A 15,616-nucleotide genomic window follows, 5' to 3' on the forward strand; every position below is an offset into this window, starting at 1 on the left:
CGCTCAGCGAAACCCTTCCGCGCGCGCCGGACCGTCACGCCACTCCAGCGCGGCCTTCAGCCCGCCCTCGCGGAGCCGCTGCGAGAAGTCCCGAGCACCGGGCCGCAGCGCTCCGCTCAGCGAGTGCATGGCCCACGCCTGGTTGAAGTGCGTCCGCATCCCCATGATCTCGTACGCCTGGTTCACGGACTCCTTGTTGGCGGCGAGCAGTGACGGCGCGATGTGGCTCATCGCTCGCAGCTCGCGCATCGTCCGCTCCTCCAGCTCGCCGGGCGGGAACGACTTCGCGACCCACCCCATGGCGGCCGCTTCGGCGCCGGTCACGCTGTTGCCGGTGAGCTGGAGGTACTTGGCCTGGGCCATGGTCATCTTCCAGGGGAAGTACGGGATGTCGGGCGAGGTCATACCGCGCATGGGTGGGTAGCCGATCTGGGCGTCGTCGGCGACGAAGGCGATGTCGCACAGCGACATCAGCTCGGTCCCGCCGGCCAGGCAGTGGCCGTGCACCATGGCCACCACGGGCTTCAGTAGCTCCCACACGTTCATCCAGTCCCGCAGGCAGCTGCGGGCCCACTGGTCGGTCCAGCCGTCGAACTCCTCGGCGTCGATCCACCGTTCCGGACGGGTTCCGTCGTCCCAATAGGACTTCGCCGCCGGCGTGCCGCCCGCCGCTTCGGGTCGCGGGGCAGCCGACAGGGCGTAGCCGCCGGAGAACGACGGTCCGTTGGCCCGGATGAGGATGACGGTGACGTCGTCGTCGCTTTCGGCGGTCCGCAGCGCGTCGATGATCTCGCGGCGCATCCGGAAGGTCAGCGCGTTCCGTCGCGCCGGCTGGTTCAAGGTCACCGTGGCGATCCGGTTTTCGACGGAGTAGCGGATCTCCTGGTACTCCGCTGGGAGTTCGCCGGCCTCGGACGCTGTCGTCATAGCTGCTCCTCAAGTGCTGGGTCTGCTTGAAGCCGGGCCCGGAGTTCGGACTTGAGCACCTTTCCGGTCGGGTTGCGCGGAAGGGGGCCGGTCAGGATGACCACCGCGGACGGCACCTTGTAGGCCGCCGCCCGCTGCGCCACCTGGCGCTGGAGGTCTGCCGAGGTGACCGCCGACCCGAGGCGCACGTGTACCGCCGCGGCCACCTCTTCGCCGAGGATGTCGTGTGGGATGCCGAAGACCGCGACGTCGACCACGTCCGGGTGGGTCGCGAGAAGCCCTTCCACCTCCGCGCAGTAGACGTTCTCGCCGCCGCGCAGGACAACGTCCTTGATCCGGTCGACGATCCGAAGAAACCCTTCGTCGTCGACGGTCACCAGGTCGCCGGTCGCAAACCAGCCCTGGGCGTTGTGGAAGGGGTCGCTCGGCCGATTCCAGTAGCCCTTCGCCAGGGTGGCGCCCCGCAGCCACGCCTCACCGACCTCGCCCGGACCGGCGTCGGACCCGTCGGCGGCGACCACACGCACCTGGCAGACGGGGAAGGGCCGCCCGGCGGCGTCCGGCCGTTCGAAGAAGTCGGACGACGCGATGCCCACCATGGCACCGGTGGTCTCGGTGAGTCCGTATCCGGTGCTGGCCAGGACGCCTCGCGCGAACTGCTGCCCGATCCGCTGGATCTGGTTGCCGGGAGTGGGTGCGCCGCCGGTTCCGATCTGGCGAAGGGTGGGCAGCGTCGTGCCCGCCGCCTCGGCCTCGTCGAGCAGCTGCCGCACCATCGTCGGGACGCCCGCGAAGCCGTCGAGGCCGAGCGTGTCGATGAGGGCGACCGCCTTGCGGGCGTCCCACCTGCGCATGAACACCAGGTGGTGTCCGCGCGAAGCGGCGACATAGAGCTTTGGGAGGTTGGAGATGTGAAACAGCGGGCCGCCGACGAGGGCCTGCGACGGGCTGCGCACCGGTCGGACCGGCTCCGAGCGGGCCCGGTTCACGGCCGCGTGGAGGGCACCCTGGTAGAGGATGTTCATCAGTGCGGTGGTGTGCGCTCGATGCGTGGCCACGACACCCTTGGGCTGGCCGGTCGTGCCGGAGGTGTACATGATCGTGGCATCGTCGTCAGGGGCGATCGCGGCGGCGGGTGCGCCGGCGTCTGCGCGGGGCCCGGCCGCGACCTCGTGCCAAGCCAGGTCACCCGAGCGCGCCTCCGATTCGACTTCGACCACCGTGCGGAGCACCGGCAGACCGGAGCGCTGTGCGCCGACGAGCCGCGCGCGCTCCCCGTCGGCGAACAGCACGGTGGCGCCGCAGTCCGCCAGCACGTAGGCGAGCTCCTCGCCGTTCCACCAGGAGTTGAGCGGCACGGCGACGGCCCCGACGCTGGTCGCGGCCGCGAAGGCAAGGGCCCACTCCGGGTAGTTGCGCATGGCGACGGCGACCCGGTCGCCCGGGCGGACCCCGAGGTCGCCGACCAGACTCCCGGCGACCCGACCCACCACGTCGGCGTACTGCGACCACGTGACCGTGCGGCCCTCGTAGGAGAGAGCCGGGGTGTCGCCCCAGGACGCGGCTCGTCCGAACACCTCCGCCAGCGTCGAGGGCGCGTTCCGGTAGACCGTCACCGGCTCGCCACGCACCTGCACCACCGAGGTCTCGAAGTCGGCACCGGTCGCCACCAACGCGGCCTCGATCGCGGTGCGCGACAGCTCCTCGCCGGTGCCGATGGCGATGCTCTCGGAAATAAGCGTGCTCCTCACTCGTGGTCGGGTCGCCGCTCAGACTTCCGCGGACGTCTCGATCGGGCCACACTTCGGTTCCGGGGGGCTGAACGACCGCACATTCAGGTGATGTCGGCCTCACCGAGCGGGCTGAGCGTCACGAAGGCGCTCTCGTGGAACACCAGCGGCGGGACGTCGTACGACAGGCTGAGCGCACGGATCCGGAGCAGGACCATGGTGTGGTCTCCGGCCGGCGTCTCGCTCTCGGGGACGCAGTCGAACCTCGACACCGAGTTGGCGAGGAAGACGGCGCCGCCGTCGGTGAGGTTGCCGAGATCGATGCCGGTGAACCGGTTCCCCTCCCGTGCCGCCAGTTGCCGAGCCTCGATCTGCTGGTCGGAGGCGAGCACACTGACCCCCAGCGAGGGGAGCTCACGGAGTACCGCCCACGTGCGCGAGCTGTTCTGGATCGCGACGCCGATCAGTGGCGGGTCGAGCGAGACCGGGATGAAGGCACTGATGGCCATCCCGACCGTCTCGCCCTCCGGCGTCGTGCCGCACAGCGCCACGACGCCGCTTGGAAAGGTGCCGAACACCCGACGAAGAACCTCGGCCGTCGGATCGGTGTCGTTGATGTACGGCGTATCCCGGGTCATGTCTCAACTCCTCACACCAGGCCCTCGGCAACGGCCGAGTCGATGCTGGCCTTGTCGCCCAGATAGCTCGCCTCCAGCAGTTCCGCGTCGCGCCGCAGATCGGTCGCGGTGCCCGAGGCGACCACAGAGCCGTGGGCCATCACGTACCCGCGGTCGGCGACCGTCAGGGCGGCAAGGATGTGCTGCTCGACGAGGAGCACGCCCATCCCACGCTCGTCGGCGATGCCGCGGACGATCGGGAGGAGCCGTTCGACGACGATCGGGGCCAGGCCCAGGCTCATCTCGTCGAGAAGGATCACTTGCGGATCCGCGACCAGCGCGCCGGCGAGCGCCAGCATCTGCTGCTCACCACCGGAGAGCAGTCCAGCGCGCCTTCCCATCAGATCCGCGAGCACCGGGAAGTGGCCGAGAACGTCGTCGATGGAGACCCTCGACCGGCGGTGCCGGCGCAAGCGGAGATTCTCCGCCACCGTGAGCCGGTAGAAGAGCCCGCGCCCCTCCGGTACGAGGGCGAGCCCGCGGCGCGCCACGATGTGCGCGGCCGCGGGTGCCGGCTTGCCGCCGACACGGACCGAGCCACCCAACCGCGGGAGGGCACCGGCGATCGTCAGCAGGCTTGTCGTCTTGCCGGCACCGTTGGCTCCCAGGAGGCACACGACCTCACCGGCGCAGACGGTCAGGTCGAGGTCACGAACCACGGGAAGCCTCCCGTAGCCACACGTGAGGCCCTGGGTTTCGACGAGCACGGTCACGATCCCACCTCCTCCCTCCCGGCGCGCGCGTCGGCTGCCACGCCCGCGGTCTCGAACGACTGGCTGCCCAGGTAGGACTCCAGGACGCGCGGATCGTTCCGCACCGCCGCTGGGGTCCCCGCGGCGATCTGCTTGCCGAACTCGATGACGTAGACGCGGTCGCAGACGCTCATCACCAGGTGCATGTCGTGGTCGATGAGCAGGCAGCCGACCCCGGTGCCCGCGATCCGGCGCAACTGGTCGCCGAAGGCGAGACTCTCGGCGCTGTCCAGCCCGGCCGCCGGCTCGTCCAGCAACAGCACCCGCGGCTCGATGGCCAGCGCTCGGGCCATGCCGACCGCCTTCTGCCTCCCGAGCGGCAGCTCGGAGGGCTTGCGCTCCTCGACGTCGGTCAGGGACATGAGCGCCAGCGCCCGCTCGACCGCGGCAGCCGGTGGGGTACTGGGTCGCACGATGTCCCGGAGCATGCCGAGCGCCTCGTTGCCCGTCTCGTTGGCGACCCGCACGTTGTCGGCGACCGTGAGGTCGTCGAAGAGCTCACCGGCCTGCCAGGTCCGGACCAGGCCACGTCTGGCTCGGTCATGCGCCGGCCGGCGGTCGAGCCGGTCGCCTGCCAGCTCCACCTGCCCGGAGCTGCGTGCGAACCCGGTGAGGGCGTCCACGAAGCTCGTCTTGCCGGCGCCGTTCGGACCGATGAGGCCGACGATCTCGCCGGCGCGCACCTCGATGTCGATGTTCGACACGGCTTCGACGCCGCCGTACCTGACGGTGATGCCGCGGGTCGACAGCGTCACGTCTCCGATCTGCCGGCGGGTCGTCACGGGAGCCGGGCCGCTGCCGGACTCGACGGCCCGGACCGCGGGCTTTGCCGGGGACCTGCGAGGCGCGAAACGGGCACGTGCCTTTTCGTAGTCCGACCGGGTCTTGCCCGCGATCCCGATCGGGTTGAAGAGGACCGTGAGGATGAGCGAGACGCCGGTGATGAGCATGTAGTAGCTGCCGAGGTGGAGGTTGCGGTCCATGAACACGTAGACGACGCCGAGACTCGCGGAGATGCCGGCGAGGAGCGCGCCGCTGACGCTGGTGATTCCTTGCAGGTAGGCGACCGCGAGGAAGGACAGACCGATGAACACCCCGAAGGACTCCGCGGACAGTTGGCCACGGCTGTAGCCGATGAGCCCGCCGCCGAGACCGGCCAGGAAGGAGGACGCCGCGAATGCCGCGAGCTTGACCCGGGGAACGTTGATCCCGATGGCCGCGGCGGCTCGCTCGTTCGATCGGATCGCCAGCATTGTCCGGCCGGTGCCGGCGCGCATCAGGTTCCCCACGCAGACGAAGGCCACCACCACGATGACGAGGACCAGGACGCCGAAGGGCAGCCGCGCGATGCTCTGACCGCCGCGCACCGACAGATCCCATCCGAAGATCTCGGGGTCGGGAATGAGGTTCGCCGTGGCCGAGACGAGCTTGGGGTTGGCGATGACGAAGTCCTGGAGCGTGAGTGCGGCCGCCAGCGTCACCACGGCGAGCTGAGCACCGCGGATGCGCAGCGCGGGGATGCCGACGAAGACTCCCGCTACGGCCGCCAGCGTCGCCGCGATGAACAGTGACAAGGGGAACGGCACCGAGTCACCGAGCTTGGAGAGGACGATGCCGGCGACTCCCGCGAACGCCGCCTGCGCCAAGGAGATCTGACCGAGCATTCCGGTCAGCAACACCAAGGAGAGCGCGATCAGCGACACGGCCAGGCTGGTGATGACACCGAACCGGTACGTGCCGGAGGTCAGGGCGAGGCCGGCGAGCCCGACGGCCGACCAGAGAGCCACCGTGCGTGGACGGTTCCGCGGGATCAGCACGGCCGGGAGCGACGACCGTACGTCGTCACCGCGGGTGGGGATCGCGCGTCCCAGGACGAAGAGCGCCACGACGATCACGACGAACGGCACCACGTTGGTGAGCCCCTGCTTGGCCCAGTCCGGCCACCAGTCCTTCGTCTGGGAGAGGTACTGGAGCTCGGACTGGACCACGCCGAGCGTCAGTGCGCCGGCCAAGGAGACGGTGAGCGAACTCAGCCGAGCGACGAGCGCGCCGGCCAGAGCGGGGACCACCAGGAGCGGCATGGTCGAAGGCGACAGGGTGCCGGTGGCCGGCCCGGCCAGCACCAGGATCAGGGCGGTGAACATGGACGAGACCGTCCAGGTGACGAGGCCGGTCACGTTTGGTGACAGCCGGGCGAACCCGGCCGCTCGTTCGTTCTCCGCGGAGGCCTGGATGGCCAGTCCCATCCGGGACCTCTTGAACCAGACCGCGAGGGCGACCGAGAGCACGAGGGTGATGCCGACCAGCCAGAGCCGGTCCTTCGCGACGTTGACACCGGACAGCTCCACCACGCCCTGCGGGAGAGTCACCGACCGGAGCAGCGGTACGGTGCCGTACTTGAGCCCCACGACGGCCTGGAGGGTGAGCAGAATCCCGACGGCGGCGACCACCTTCGCCAGGGGTGGCGCTTTGCGCAGGGGCCTCGAGACCGCCAGTTCGGTCAGGGCACCGAGCAGCCCCGCAACCGCCACCGCGATCGCGACGGCCGACCAGGTGGGCGTTTCGCCGACGTCGAAGGAAGGAAGCCATGGCACCGGCAGCGTCAGTCTGCCGTGTCGCAGCTCCTCGTAGACGTACATGGGCACCGCGGCCATCGCCGCCGCGGCAAAGTTGATCATCCCGGTGCCCTGGTAGGTCAGAACGACCCCGAGGGTCAGGGCGGCGTACACCGCCCCGACCCCCAGGCCGAGCACGAGGAAGAGGAGGATCTCACTCACGACGCGACTCTCAGCTTCTCGCTCGAAGTGACCGGTCCGGCTACGGCAGGACCGCGGAGATGTCGACCGGCTGGTCGGGCAGCGGCGCAAGGGTTCGGTCCGCGCCCGGGGTGGCGTAGACGTTCCCCGTTCCACACGCGGTCGTGCCGGGCCAGGAGGGCTTCGAGCAGTCCCATCCGTTCGTGCGGAAGGGCTGCCGGTCGCCCTTCCACGTCTTCACCCCGGCGTGGACCACCTCGGCCGTCAGCGGGTCGGTCTTGGTACCGACGTCGCGGAGCAGCTGGGCGGCCATGAGCGCGGTGTAGAAGCCGGTCTGGCGCTGGGTCACGCTGCCGTCCTTCGGCAGGCCCGAGGTGTACTCGGCGAAGGCGTCGATGTCACCCCGCACCTCGGCCGGGATGTCGGCGAACTCGGGGAGGTAGTACGGGGCGCTGAACAGGACCTTGTCGAGCACGCTCGGGTCGAGCTGCGGGATGATCTCCGTGTTCGACCCGGCCGTGATGTGGCCGCTGAAGCCCGCGGACCGGAACGCCGGCACCGCGGCCAGCGCGTCGGCGGCGACGTAGGTGCTGATGGCGTCCGGCCCCCAGGCGAGTACCGTCGCCGACTGGACCGTCCAGTCGGACTGGGCGGGGACGTAGAACACCTTGGTTTCGAGGCCCAGCTTGACCGCGGCGGGTGAGATGACCTTGTCGTAGGTTTCGTGGCTCGTCGGGTTGTCCACCATGACGACGGCGACCTTCGAGGCACTGAGCTTCTTCAGTTGGACCAGGTTGGCCGCGTAGCCCTCCTCGGCCGACCCCTGCATGAAGTAGGCGTCCCCCACCGCGGTGTCCATGCCCGGGGTCAGCGGGAAGCTGCCGAGTTCGGCGAGTCCGGCGGACTTCAGTACGGGGAGCATGGCGTCGGCGCCGAAGTCGGCACCCTGGACGGCGAGCACGGCCTTCTGCTCGACGAACTGGTTGGCACAGTTCACCGACGCCTCGGGTGTGCCATCGGTCTTGCAGGCGATCGCCTTCAGCGGGTGGCCGTTGACACCGCCCAGGTGCTCGTTGACGTACTTCACGCCGGCCTCGAAGCCGAGCCGGACGTCGGCGAGTGAGATGGAGCCGCCCTCGAGATTGTGGAAGCCGACCGTGACCGGGTTCATCGAGCCGTCCGCCGCGGTGCCGGACGGCAGCGCCGCCCTCCCGGACGGCGCGGCCGAGCTGTCGTCGGAGTCGTCGCTTCCACAAGCGGAACTCACAGCGAGCAGGGCGGCGAAAGCGATTCCCGCCGCGATCTTGGATGTCCTCACTGTGTCACCTTTCGGTTAGCAGACGGACATGCCGCCTGTCCCAGCTGTGCGTGCGGTCCACGTCACAGTTCCGTTGGGCACCGTATGGTACATGAGATATCGTACGTCGCAACAGACTTGAGTGGAGGAACAGTGAAGACACTGCGTGTCGCTCGTGACGGCGTGGGAGCCCCTCGGCTCGAGTCGCTGCCCCTGCCGTTTCTCGCGCCCGGGCCGACAGCCACGGCTCTGGACCGGGAACTGGCTCCCGAGCCGAGCAGCATGTCCGGGGTGCGGCAGGTGCGCGCGGTCACCACTCCCGCCGGGCCGATCGAGGTGGTCACCGGCCGCAGTACGCGTCGACTGTTCCTCGTGGTCTCGGGAACGCTCCAGGTGATCGTCCCCGACATGCGGGCCAGGCTCGGCGCCGGCGACGTGTTGTTCCTCGACGTCCCCGTTCCGCTCAAAGCGCCCGTGCGGATCCGGGCGGCGACCGCCTGCTCATACCTTGAGGTCGAGGTCGGGCCGGCCTGGCTGCCCATCGGCACCGTGCCTCCGTCCCTGGACGAAGGCCGGCGGACGGCACACACCCCGCCCCGCCTGCTCCGGATGTTCTCCGCCGGCGAGGTCGCCCACCTGGTGCCTTTCGACGACCTCTTCTCGATGCCGTCCGAGCAGGGACAGGAGGCCACCGCCCTGAGCTTTGTGTGCCTTTCACCGTCCATGCGCTCCGACTGGCACACCGAGACCGGAACGAGCCTGCTCGTCGTGCTCGCCGGCGGGTTCGAGGTCGAGGTCGGCGGGGACGGCGGCCGGCGGACCCTGAGGGCGGGCGACGTCTGCCTCGTCGAGGACTTCGCGGGCCAGGGGCACAAGAGCTCGTCGGACGGCGAGACGCGCTTCGCGGTCCTGGCCCTCCCCCGGGACCACCGGTGGAGCCGGCGCGCGGGAGTTGAGGCGTGACCGCCGAGTTCGATCTCTTCGAGGCGCTGGAGACCTGCCGGGCCATCCGCCGGCTCCGGCCCGACCCGCTACCCGACGAGCTCATCGAGCGACTTGTCCACTTCGCGACCCGCGCCCCCAGCGCGGGAAACCGACAGCTCTGGAGGTTCCTCGTGGTCACGGCGCCCGAGGACCGGCGGTGGTTTCGGGACATGCTGGTCGAGGCCGTCGGCGATCGCTACCCGGAGCCGGCCGTGGCGGACACCTCACCCACCGCACACGCGCAACGGCGGTACCGGCGGTTCATCTTCGACTTCGACCAGATCCCCGTGCTCGTCCTGCCACTCATCGAGAACGCGTTCCCCAGCAGGGAGAACCCGGACGTCCGGTACGCCTGGTCCTCGGTGTACGCCGCGACGCAGAACCTGCTCCTCGCGGCCCGCGGCCTCGGCATCGGAGCGGCGATGACCACGAACCACCTGGAGAACGAACCCGCGGTCCGCGAGCACTTCGGCATCCCGCCGGCGTTCGAGATCGGCGCGACCATCCCGCTGGGCTACCCGATCGGCCGCTACGGCCCGCTGACCCGCAATCCCGTCGTCTCCACGATGTTTCGGGGGCGCTTCGGCACGGCTTGGACCTAAAGGCCCAGCTGCCATACGAGATCTGATAGACAAGATCTGACACACGACATACTGTTGCCGTTCATGGAGTTGGTGACGGAACCGCGACTTCGCGAGATCATCGAGCAGATCACGCCCTACCTGGACAGCAGCCGGGCGCCCGCGGTCCGGCAGCCGCCAGCCGACCCGGTCGCGCGGGACGCGTGGTTTGCCGAGGTCACGGCGGACCGCGCGAAGCAGCAAGCACGGATGGCGCAGATGGGCGGCGGGAGCGGGAGCACCCGGCCGACCGTCGAGGGAGTCGACGTCACCGAGGTCCGCATCCCGGTGGCCGGGACCTGCGGCTGGTCCGGCTGCGCCGAGTGCGCGGCCGGTTCGATCAACGCGATCGTGTACCGGCCCGCCGGCGTCAGCGACGCGCCGGCCTACCTGCACTTCCACGGCGGCGGCTTCTGGGTCGGCGGCGGGCTCGACGTGTTGCGCGGCAGTGCCGCGGTGCACGGTACGCGAGCCCGCGAACTCGGCGCCGTCGTCATCGACGTCGACTACCGCATGGCCCCCGACCACAAGTTCCCACTCCCGGTCGAGGACTGCTACACGGCACTGACCTGGGTCGCGGGCAACGCCGAGCGGCTCGGTGTCGACGCGACCAGGCTCGCGGTCGGCGGCGGCAGCGCCGGCGGCAGCCTGGCCGCGGCGGTCGCGCTGATGAGCCGCGACCGAGGTGGGCCGGCGCTCTGCGCGCAAGTGCTCAACATCCCGGTCACCGGCAGCGGCTGCAACACCGCCTCGATGCGCCTGTTCGCCGTGGGCTATGTCATGACCCGCCAGAACGCCCTGGAGATGTGGGAGATGTACCTCGCGTCACCGGCCGACGCGTACGAGCCGTACGCCTCCCCCATGCACGCGTCCAGCCTCCGCGGCCTGCCTCCCGCTCTGGTCATCCTCGGTGACTACGACGTCCTGCGCGACGAAGGCAGCGCGTACGCCCGTCGCCTCGTCGACGACGGGGTCACCGTGACGATGCGCCGCCTGCCCCAATGCCACGGTGCGGCCCTGCCCGAGAACGGTCCGGAGACCGAGCGCCTCACCGACGCGTTCCTCCGCGCCAATCTGCGGCGCCCGTAGCGCCACCGGCTTTCGGGCGGGCCGCCGTCAGCCGCCGTATTCGACCTCGCTGAGCCAGGTGTCCACGTCCTGACCCGCGGCGTCCCAGATCGCATCGGCCACCCGATCGGGCGTAAACCTCCCGTCCTGGCTGAGCCTCCCGCAGACCGTCACCGACACGGCGCGGATACCGTCGGGCGCGAGGGTCGTGTCCAGGCTGCGAACCAGGTTGCGCAGGCCGGCCTTCTGGACACCGAGCGACGCGGCGCGGTGCCACGGCTGATCCGCCGCCATGCTGCCGGTGGCGGTCACCCGCCCACCGGCGGACATGAACGGCCGGGCCGCCTGGATGGCGGTGAGCAGGCCGCCGACACCGAGCGCCAGGTCTTCGAGGAGTTCGGGAACGCTCAGCTCCAGCGGGTCCTTCTCCCGAAACGCGCTCGGGTTGAAATGCACGACATCGATCCGGCGACGGCGTTCGCCCGCGAGCTGGATCGATGCCGCGGTCGCGCCGGCGTCGGTGATGTCGACATGTGCGTAACCGGCGACGGCCCCCGTTCGCTCGACATCGGCGGTCAGGGCGTGAAGCGCGTCGTGGTCGATACCGAGCAGTTCGATGTCGTAACCATCTCGCGCGAACCGCCGGGCGACCGATCCGCTCACACCGGGACCAGCTCCGACGACCAGCAGGACCGGCCTGCTCATCTGGCGCCACCCTCCACTAGAGCGATGCGCCCCCGTCGGTGTCGATGACCTCGCCGACGATCGCGCTCGCCGCGTCCGAGGCGAGGAACGCGACGACGTTGGCCGTCTCCTCGTGGAGGAGGTAGCGGCCCAACTGGTTGCGGATCAGGGAGTAGAACCACATGTCGTTGAACGCCGGGATCTTCTCCTTCGTGCGCACCATGGACGCCGGGTTCACCCCGGCCACGCGGATGCCGTGGTGGATCACCTCGGCGGCGAGAAACCGGGTGAACGACGCGAGCCAACTCTTGCCCGTACCGTAGAGAAGGTTCCTCGGCGCACTCGGCATGTTCGCGGAGGCGCTGCCGACGTTGACGATGTGGCCGCGACCCTGCGGGATCATGTAGTCCAGCGCGGCCCTGCTCGCGTACATCGGCCCGGCCATGGTCCCCCGCAGTGACCTGTCCAGGTCCTCTCTGGTGGCCGTGCCGAAGTCGACCACGGCGACGTCGACAGCGCTGTTCACCAGCACGTCGATCCCGCCGAGCAGGTCGTGGCATTCCGCCATCCACCGTTGGATGTCTTCCCAGTCCGTCGCGTCGCCGTGGACGCCGAAGGCCCGGGTTCCCCACTTCTCGGCTACGCGGGCGGCTACCCCGTGCGGGTCCGGCCCGGCGTACCGCGGCATGCTGCCGGTGGCATCGGTGGACTCGACCTTGATGTCGACCAGGGCGACATCGGCGCCGAGACCGGCGAACCGGTTGGCACAGGCCTGGCCGAGCCCCGCGCCCCCACCGCCGGTGATGACCACCTTCCGGCCGCGCAGGTCGAGCAGGTCCGTCAGCCGCTTCTCGATCGAGTCGAACGGCATCCGTTGCTCGTCCCACAGGACATCGAGGCTGTCACCGGACTCGACGGCGCGGGAGTAGAGCGTCTTGAAGTAGTCGCTGCCCATGATCTCGTCCACCTTTCCCCGGAGGCCGGGCTACAGGCCCAGGCGGGTCGGCTCCTCGGCGGTTCCGAAGGCCACGTGGCCGGCGCCGTCGGCCGCACCGCGCATCTCGTCGGCCAAGGGCGCCTCCAGCTCGTGCAGCCGCGGGAGCACCTCCTTGGCGAAGAGCCGGAGGGACCGCTCGGCCTGTTCGATCGGCATGGCCCCGAACCGCACGTTGAGAACGAACTCCTCCGCGCTGGTCTTGCTCTGGATCTCCTTGAGCTTCTCGAAGACCTGGTCCGGGGTGCCCCACGCCTGCGGCCGGGCGCTCTTCTCCACCAGCGTCTCCTGGTCGGTGATCGCGTTGCCGAGCTTGGCGTACTGCTCGTACCCCTTGGTGTTGCGAAACCGCTCCGGGTCGTCGAACTGGTAGTGGAGCTTGCTGCTCTCGCCCGCCTCGAGGGAGTGCACCTTCATCGCCGCCCAGGCTTCCTCCTCCGTCTCGGCGCAGGTCATCCGCACCACGACGGTGGGCTGGGTCGGCTCGAGTCCGTTGCCCGCCCGGATGCTGTTGAACGCCGCGACGTCCGCCGAGTAGTCGTCCCAGCTCTTCTGGTTCGTCATCAGCATCCCCAGCCCGGCGCTGGCGGCGATGGGCAGCGTCTCGGGGCTGGTCCAGGCGATCCGCATCCGGTCCATGAGCCGCTGCGGGTTGCGGTACGAGGGGCGGATCGTGGTCTCGGGGATCGTGAAGTGCTCGCCCTGGTGCGAGAACCACTCCTGGGACATCGCCTTGCGGAGGATCTCCAGGGTCTCGTTGAACCGACTGCGCGCCTCACCCATGGGCACGCGGAACGCGTCGAACTCCCGGATCGCGGCACCCCGACCCATGCCCAGCGTGAGCTGGCGACCCTGCAGCAGGTTGTCGAGCGCGCTGATCTGGTCCGCGACCACCAGCGGGTCGTACCAGGGAAGCACCACGATCATCGTGCCGAAGTCGATGTTGCTGGTCCGGCCGGCCATGAAGGTCAGGTGCTGCAGCGCCCCGCCGGTCATGACGTACGGCGTGAAGTGGTGGTCGATCGCCCAGTACGAGTCGAAGCCCAGCGGCTCGACGAGCTCGGCCAGCGCGATCTCCTCGTCGTAGATCTGCTGGTCGGTGACCTTTGGCGGGCCGGGCGCCTTCGCGAGGAAGCGGCCCCAGTCGTGGTAGTTCTGAAAGTTGAAGTGAACTCCGACCTTCACGGTCTCTCCTCCAGCATCGTCAAGAGGGCCCCTGTTCCGCGGAGTCAAGCACCAGCCGGGACGCGGCTCCACGACTTCGTTCCGGCTCGCTGAACATGTCGGAACGCGGTCGGGTGTTCTGCTCTGCGAAACGGCAGGCTGGTCGGCCAGAAGCTTCGCGCCGGAGAGTCATGCGGATGAAGATCGGCGCGCAGCTCGCTGTCACGACCCGCACGATCGACGCCGTCACGCTGGCGCGGGAACTCGAAGCCCGGGGGTTCGAGTCGTACTGGGCTCCGGAGCACACCGTCGTGCCCAAGCATCCCGGCATCCCGTTCCCCATGACCGGGGGTGAGATCCCGGACGTCTACCACCAGATGGCCGATCCGTTCGTCGTCCTCAGCATGATGGCCGCCGTCACCAGCCGGCTTCGGGTGGCCACCGGGGTCTGCCTGGTGCCGGAGCACCCGCCGCTCACGCTCGCCAAGGCCGTCTCGACCCTGGACGCGTTCAGCGCGGGCCGCTTCCTGTTCGGCCTCGGCACCGGGTGGCTCCGCGAGGTCACCGAGCTCCACAACCCGGCGGCCGCCAAGCCCTGGGCTTACACCATCCAGGCGGTCGCGGCGATGAAAGGGCTGTGGGCCAACGAGTCCGCGGCGTACGACGGGGACCTCGTCTCGTTTCCGGAGATGGTCTGCGACCCACGGCCCCTGCAACGCCCGCATCCCCCGGTGATCGTCGGGGCGCAACCCACGCCGGTGGCCGCGAGCCGGATCGCGGCGTGGGCCGACGGGTGGCTCGCCACCGGTGTGACACCGGCACAGGTAGCCGGGTTCCGGGCCGCTCTCGACGCCGAGTGCGCCCGGATCGGACGGGACCCCGGCGAGGTGTCCATCACGGTCGGCGTGCGCGACCCCAGTGAGGAGATCCGTGAGGCGTACGCCGCGGCCGGCGTCGAACGGCTGATGGTCCTGCTCTACAACCACCCGGGCACCCGCATCCCGCTGGAGGACTGGGCCGCGGTCGGAGTGGCGACCCTGTCGGCCCCGCCGCCGACCCCTGACCAGACCCTGCACGCGCTCGACGCGGTGGCCGCCATGGCGGGGCTGTGAGCCCGGGGCTCCCTCGGCCGCTGCTCGACGGCCTGAGGTTCGCCGAGAGTCCGCGATGGCGAGACGATCGACTCTGGTTCTCCGACATCTTCGCCGACCGGGTGATGACCGTCGACGAGTCGGGCCGGGCGGAGGTGGTCGTCGAGCTCACCCACGGTGAACGCCCTAGCGGCCTCGGCTTCCTGCCCGACGGCCGGCTGCTGATCGCCAACCTCAACGAACCGACCCTCCTGCGCCTGGAGACCACGGGGAAGGTCGTCGTGCACGCCGATCTGTCCCAACTGGCCGTGGGCGGACTCAACGACATGGTCGTCGACGACCGGGGGCGCGCCTACGTGGGGTCGATGGGTACCCACTCGAATGCTGAGCCGCGACCCGTCGACGCGGACGGCGTCGTGATCCTGGTCGAGCCGGACGGCAGCGCCAGGGTCGTCGCCGAGCGGCTCGACGCCCCGAACGGGCCGGCCCTCCTCGACGGGGGAAACACATATGTCGTCGCCGAGTTCCCGGCCCAACGGCTGACGGCGTACGACCGGGGTCCGGACGGCTCGCTCTCCGCCCGCCGACCGTGGGCCGACCTCGCCCCGGGCAGCGCCGACGGGATCGCCGCCGACCCGGCCGGTGGGATCTGGTGCGCGTCGCCGTGGACGTCCGACTGCCGGCGGGTCATCGAGGGCGGCGCCGTCGCCGACGTCGTGGACTTCACCGGCCGGATGCCCCTGGCCTGCGCTGTCGGCGGCCACGACGGTCGGACCCTCTTCGTCCTCAGCTGCCTGGGCGGAGCCGAAGCCATCGCCGCCCGGACCTGCACCTCGGTGATCGAGACAGTCCGCCTCGCCCCCTGAGGAAGG

14 protein-coding genes are annotated in these 15,616 nt (G+C 69.9%); 5 read left to right on the forward strand and 9 right to left on the reverse strand.

The window, feature by feature from the left end; genetic code table 11:
• Nucleotides 1-3: 3 nt before the first annotated feature.
• The 6 genes from RB614_RS11920 to RB614_RS11945 all read right to left on the reverse strand — a co-directional run bounded on the left by RB614_RS11920 (nucleotide 4) and on the right by RB614_RS11945 (nucleotide 8,160).
• A complete protein-coding gene (locus tag RB614_RS11920) occupies nucleotides 4-927 on the reverse strand; it encodes an enoyl-CoA hydratase-related protein (RefSeq protein ID WP_308712502.1) in 924 nt (307 codons plus the stop codon).
• Nucleotides 924-2,678 carry a class I adenylate-forming enzyme family protein gene (locus RB614_RS11925; protein ID WP_308712503.1) on the reverse strand — a complete coding sequence of 585 codons (1,755 nt, stop codon included), beginning with the start codon at nucleotides 2,676-2,678 and terminating at the stop codon, nucleotides 924-926. Before RB614_RS11925 ends, RB614_RS11920 begins: the two co-directional genes overlap by 4 nt.
• An 83-nt stretch (nucleotides 2,679-2,761) precedes the next feature.
• On the reverse strand, nucleotides 2,762-3,295 hold the full coding sequence (locus RB614_RS11930) for a flavin reductase family protein (protein ID WP_308712504.1): 534 nt from the start codon (nucleotides 3,293-3,295) through the stop codon (nucleotides 2,762-2,764).
• 11 nt (nucleotides 3,296-3,306) lie between these two features.
• On the reverse strand, nucleotides 3,307-4,047 hold the full coding sequence (locus RB614_RS11935) for an ABC transporter ATP-binding protein (RefSeq protein WP_308712505.1): 741 nt from the start codon (nucleotides 4,045-4,047) through the stop codon (nucleotides 3,307-3,309).
• The gene (locus RB614_RS11940; protein WP_308712506.1) at nucleotides 4,044-6,863 is read right to left on the reverse strand and encodes a branched-chain amino acid ABC transporter permease/ATP-binding protein; all 2,820 of its coding nucleotides are present in this window, start codon (nucleotides 6,861-6,863) and stop codon (nucleotides 4,044-4,046) included. The genes RB614_RS11935 and RB614_RS11940 overlap by 4 nt, the downstream gene beginning before the upstream one ends.
• Before the next feature lie 40 nt (nucleotides 6,864-6,903).
• On the reverse strand, nucleotides 6,904-8,160 hold the full coding sequence (locus RB614_RS11945) for an ABC transporter substrate-binding protein (protein WP_308712507.1): 1,257 nt from the start codon (nucleotides 8,158-8,160) through the stop codon (nucleotides 6,904-6,906).
• Nucleotides 8,161-8,292: 132 nt separating this feature from the next.
• On the opposite strand from RB614_RS11945, the gene RB614_RS11950 reads away from it, so the two are divergent.
• From RB614_RS11950 to RB614_RS11960, 3 genes are all read left to right on the forward strand, one after another.
• Complete coding sequence (locus RB614_RS11950; RefSeq protein WP_308712508.1) at nucleotides 8,293-9,102, forward strand: hypothetical protein; 810 nt, start codon at nucleotides 8,293-8,295, stop codon at nucleotides 9,100-9,102.
• Entirely contained in the window at nucleotides 9,099-9,725 is a 627-nt protein-coding gene (locus tag RB614_RS11955; protein ID WP_308712509.1) for a nitroreductase family protein, read from the forward strand. The genes RB614_RS11950 and RB614_RS11955 overlap by 4 nt, the downstream gene beginning before the upstream one ends.
• A gap of 63 nt (nucleotides 9,726-9,788) precedes the next feature.
• Nucleotides 9,789-10,832 (forward strand): alpha/beta hydrolase, encoded by a 1,044-nt coding sequence (locus RB614_RS11960; protein ID WP_308712510.1) that lies wholly within the window; start codon nucleotides 9,789-9,791, stop codon nucleotides 10,830-10,832.
• Between the two features lie 27 nt (nucleotides 10,833-10,859).
• On the opposite strand, the gene RB614_RS11965 is transcribed toward RB614_RS11960, so the two are convergent.
• From RB614_RS11965 to RB614_RS11975, 3 genes are read right to left on the reverse strand one after another with little or no spacing between them, the layout of a single operon-like run.
• Entirely contained in the window at nucleotides 10,860-11,516 is a 657-nt protein-coding gene (locus tag RB614_RS11965) for an SDR family oxidoreductase (protein WP_308712511.1), read from the reverse strand.
• 16 nt (nucleotides 11,517-11,532) lie between these two features.
• Nucleotides 11,533-12,450, reverse strand: coding sequence for an SDR family NAD(P)-dependent oxidoreductase (locus tag RB614_RS11970; RefSeq protein ID WP_308712512.1), 918 nt, complete (start codon nucleotides 12,448-12,450; stop codon nucleotides 11,533-11,535).
• Nucleotides 12,451-12,480: 30 nt separating this feature from the next.
• The gene (locus tag RB614_RS11975; RefSeq protein ID WP_308712513.1) at nucleotides 12,481-13,674 is read right to left on the reverse strand and encodes an LLM class flavin-dependent oxidoreductase; all 1,194 of its coding nucleotides are present in this window, start codon (nucleotides 13,672-13,674) and stop codon (nucleotides 12,481-12,483) included.
• A gap of 176 nt (nucleotides 13,675-13,850) precedes the next feature.
• Here RB614_RS11975 and RB614_RS11980 point away from each other — a divergent pair, with 176 nt between their 5' ends.
• Nucleotides 13,851-14,765, forward strand: a complete 915-nt coding sequence (locus RB614_RS11980) for a TIGR03619 family F420-dependent LLM class oxidoreductase (RefSeq protein ID WP_308712514.1) — start codon at nucleotides 13,851-13,853, stop codon at nucleotides 14,763-14,765.
• Nucleotides 14,762-15,610, forward strand: coding sequence for an SMP-30/gluconolactonase/LRE family protein (locus tag RB614_RS11985; protein WP_308712515.1), 849 nt, complete (start codon nucleotides 14,762-14,764; stop codon nucleotides 15,608-15,610). Before RB614_RS11980 ends, RB614_RS11985 begins: the two co-directional genes overlap by 4 nt.
• Nucleotides 15,611-15,616: the final 6 nt, after the last annotated feature.

The sequence above is a fragment of the Phytohabitans maris genome, assembly GCF_031085175.1.
Taxonomy (GTDB): Bacteria; Actinomycetota; Actinomycetes; order Mycobacteriales; family Micromonosporaceae; genus Phytohabitans; species Phytohabitans maris.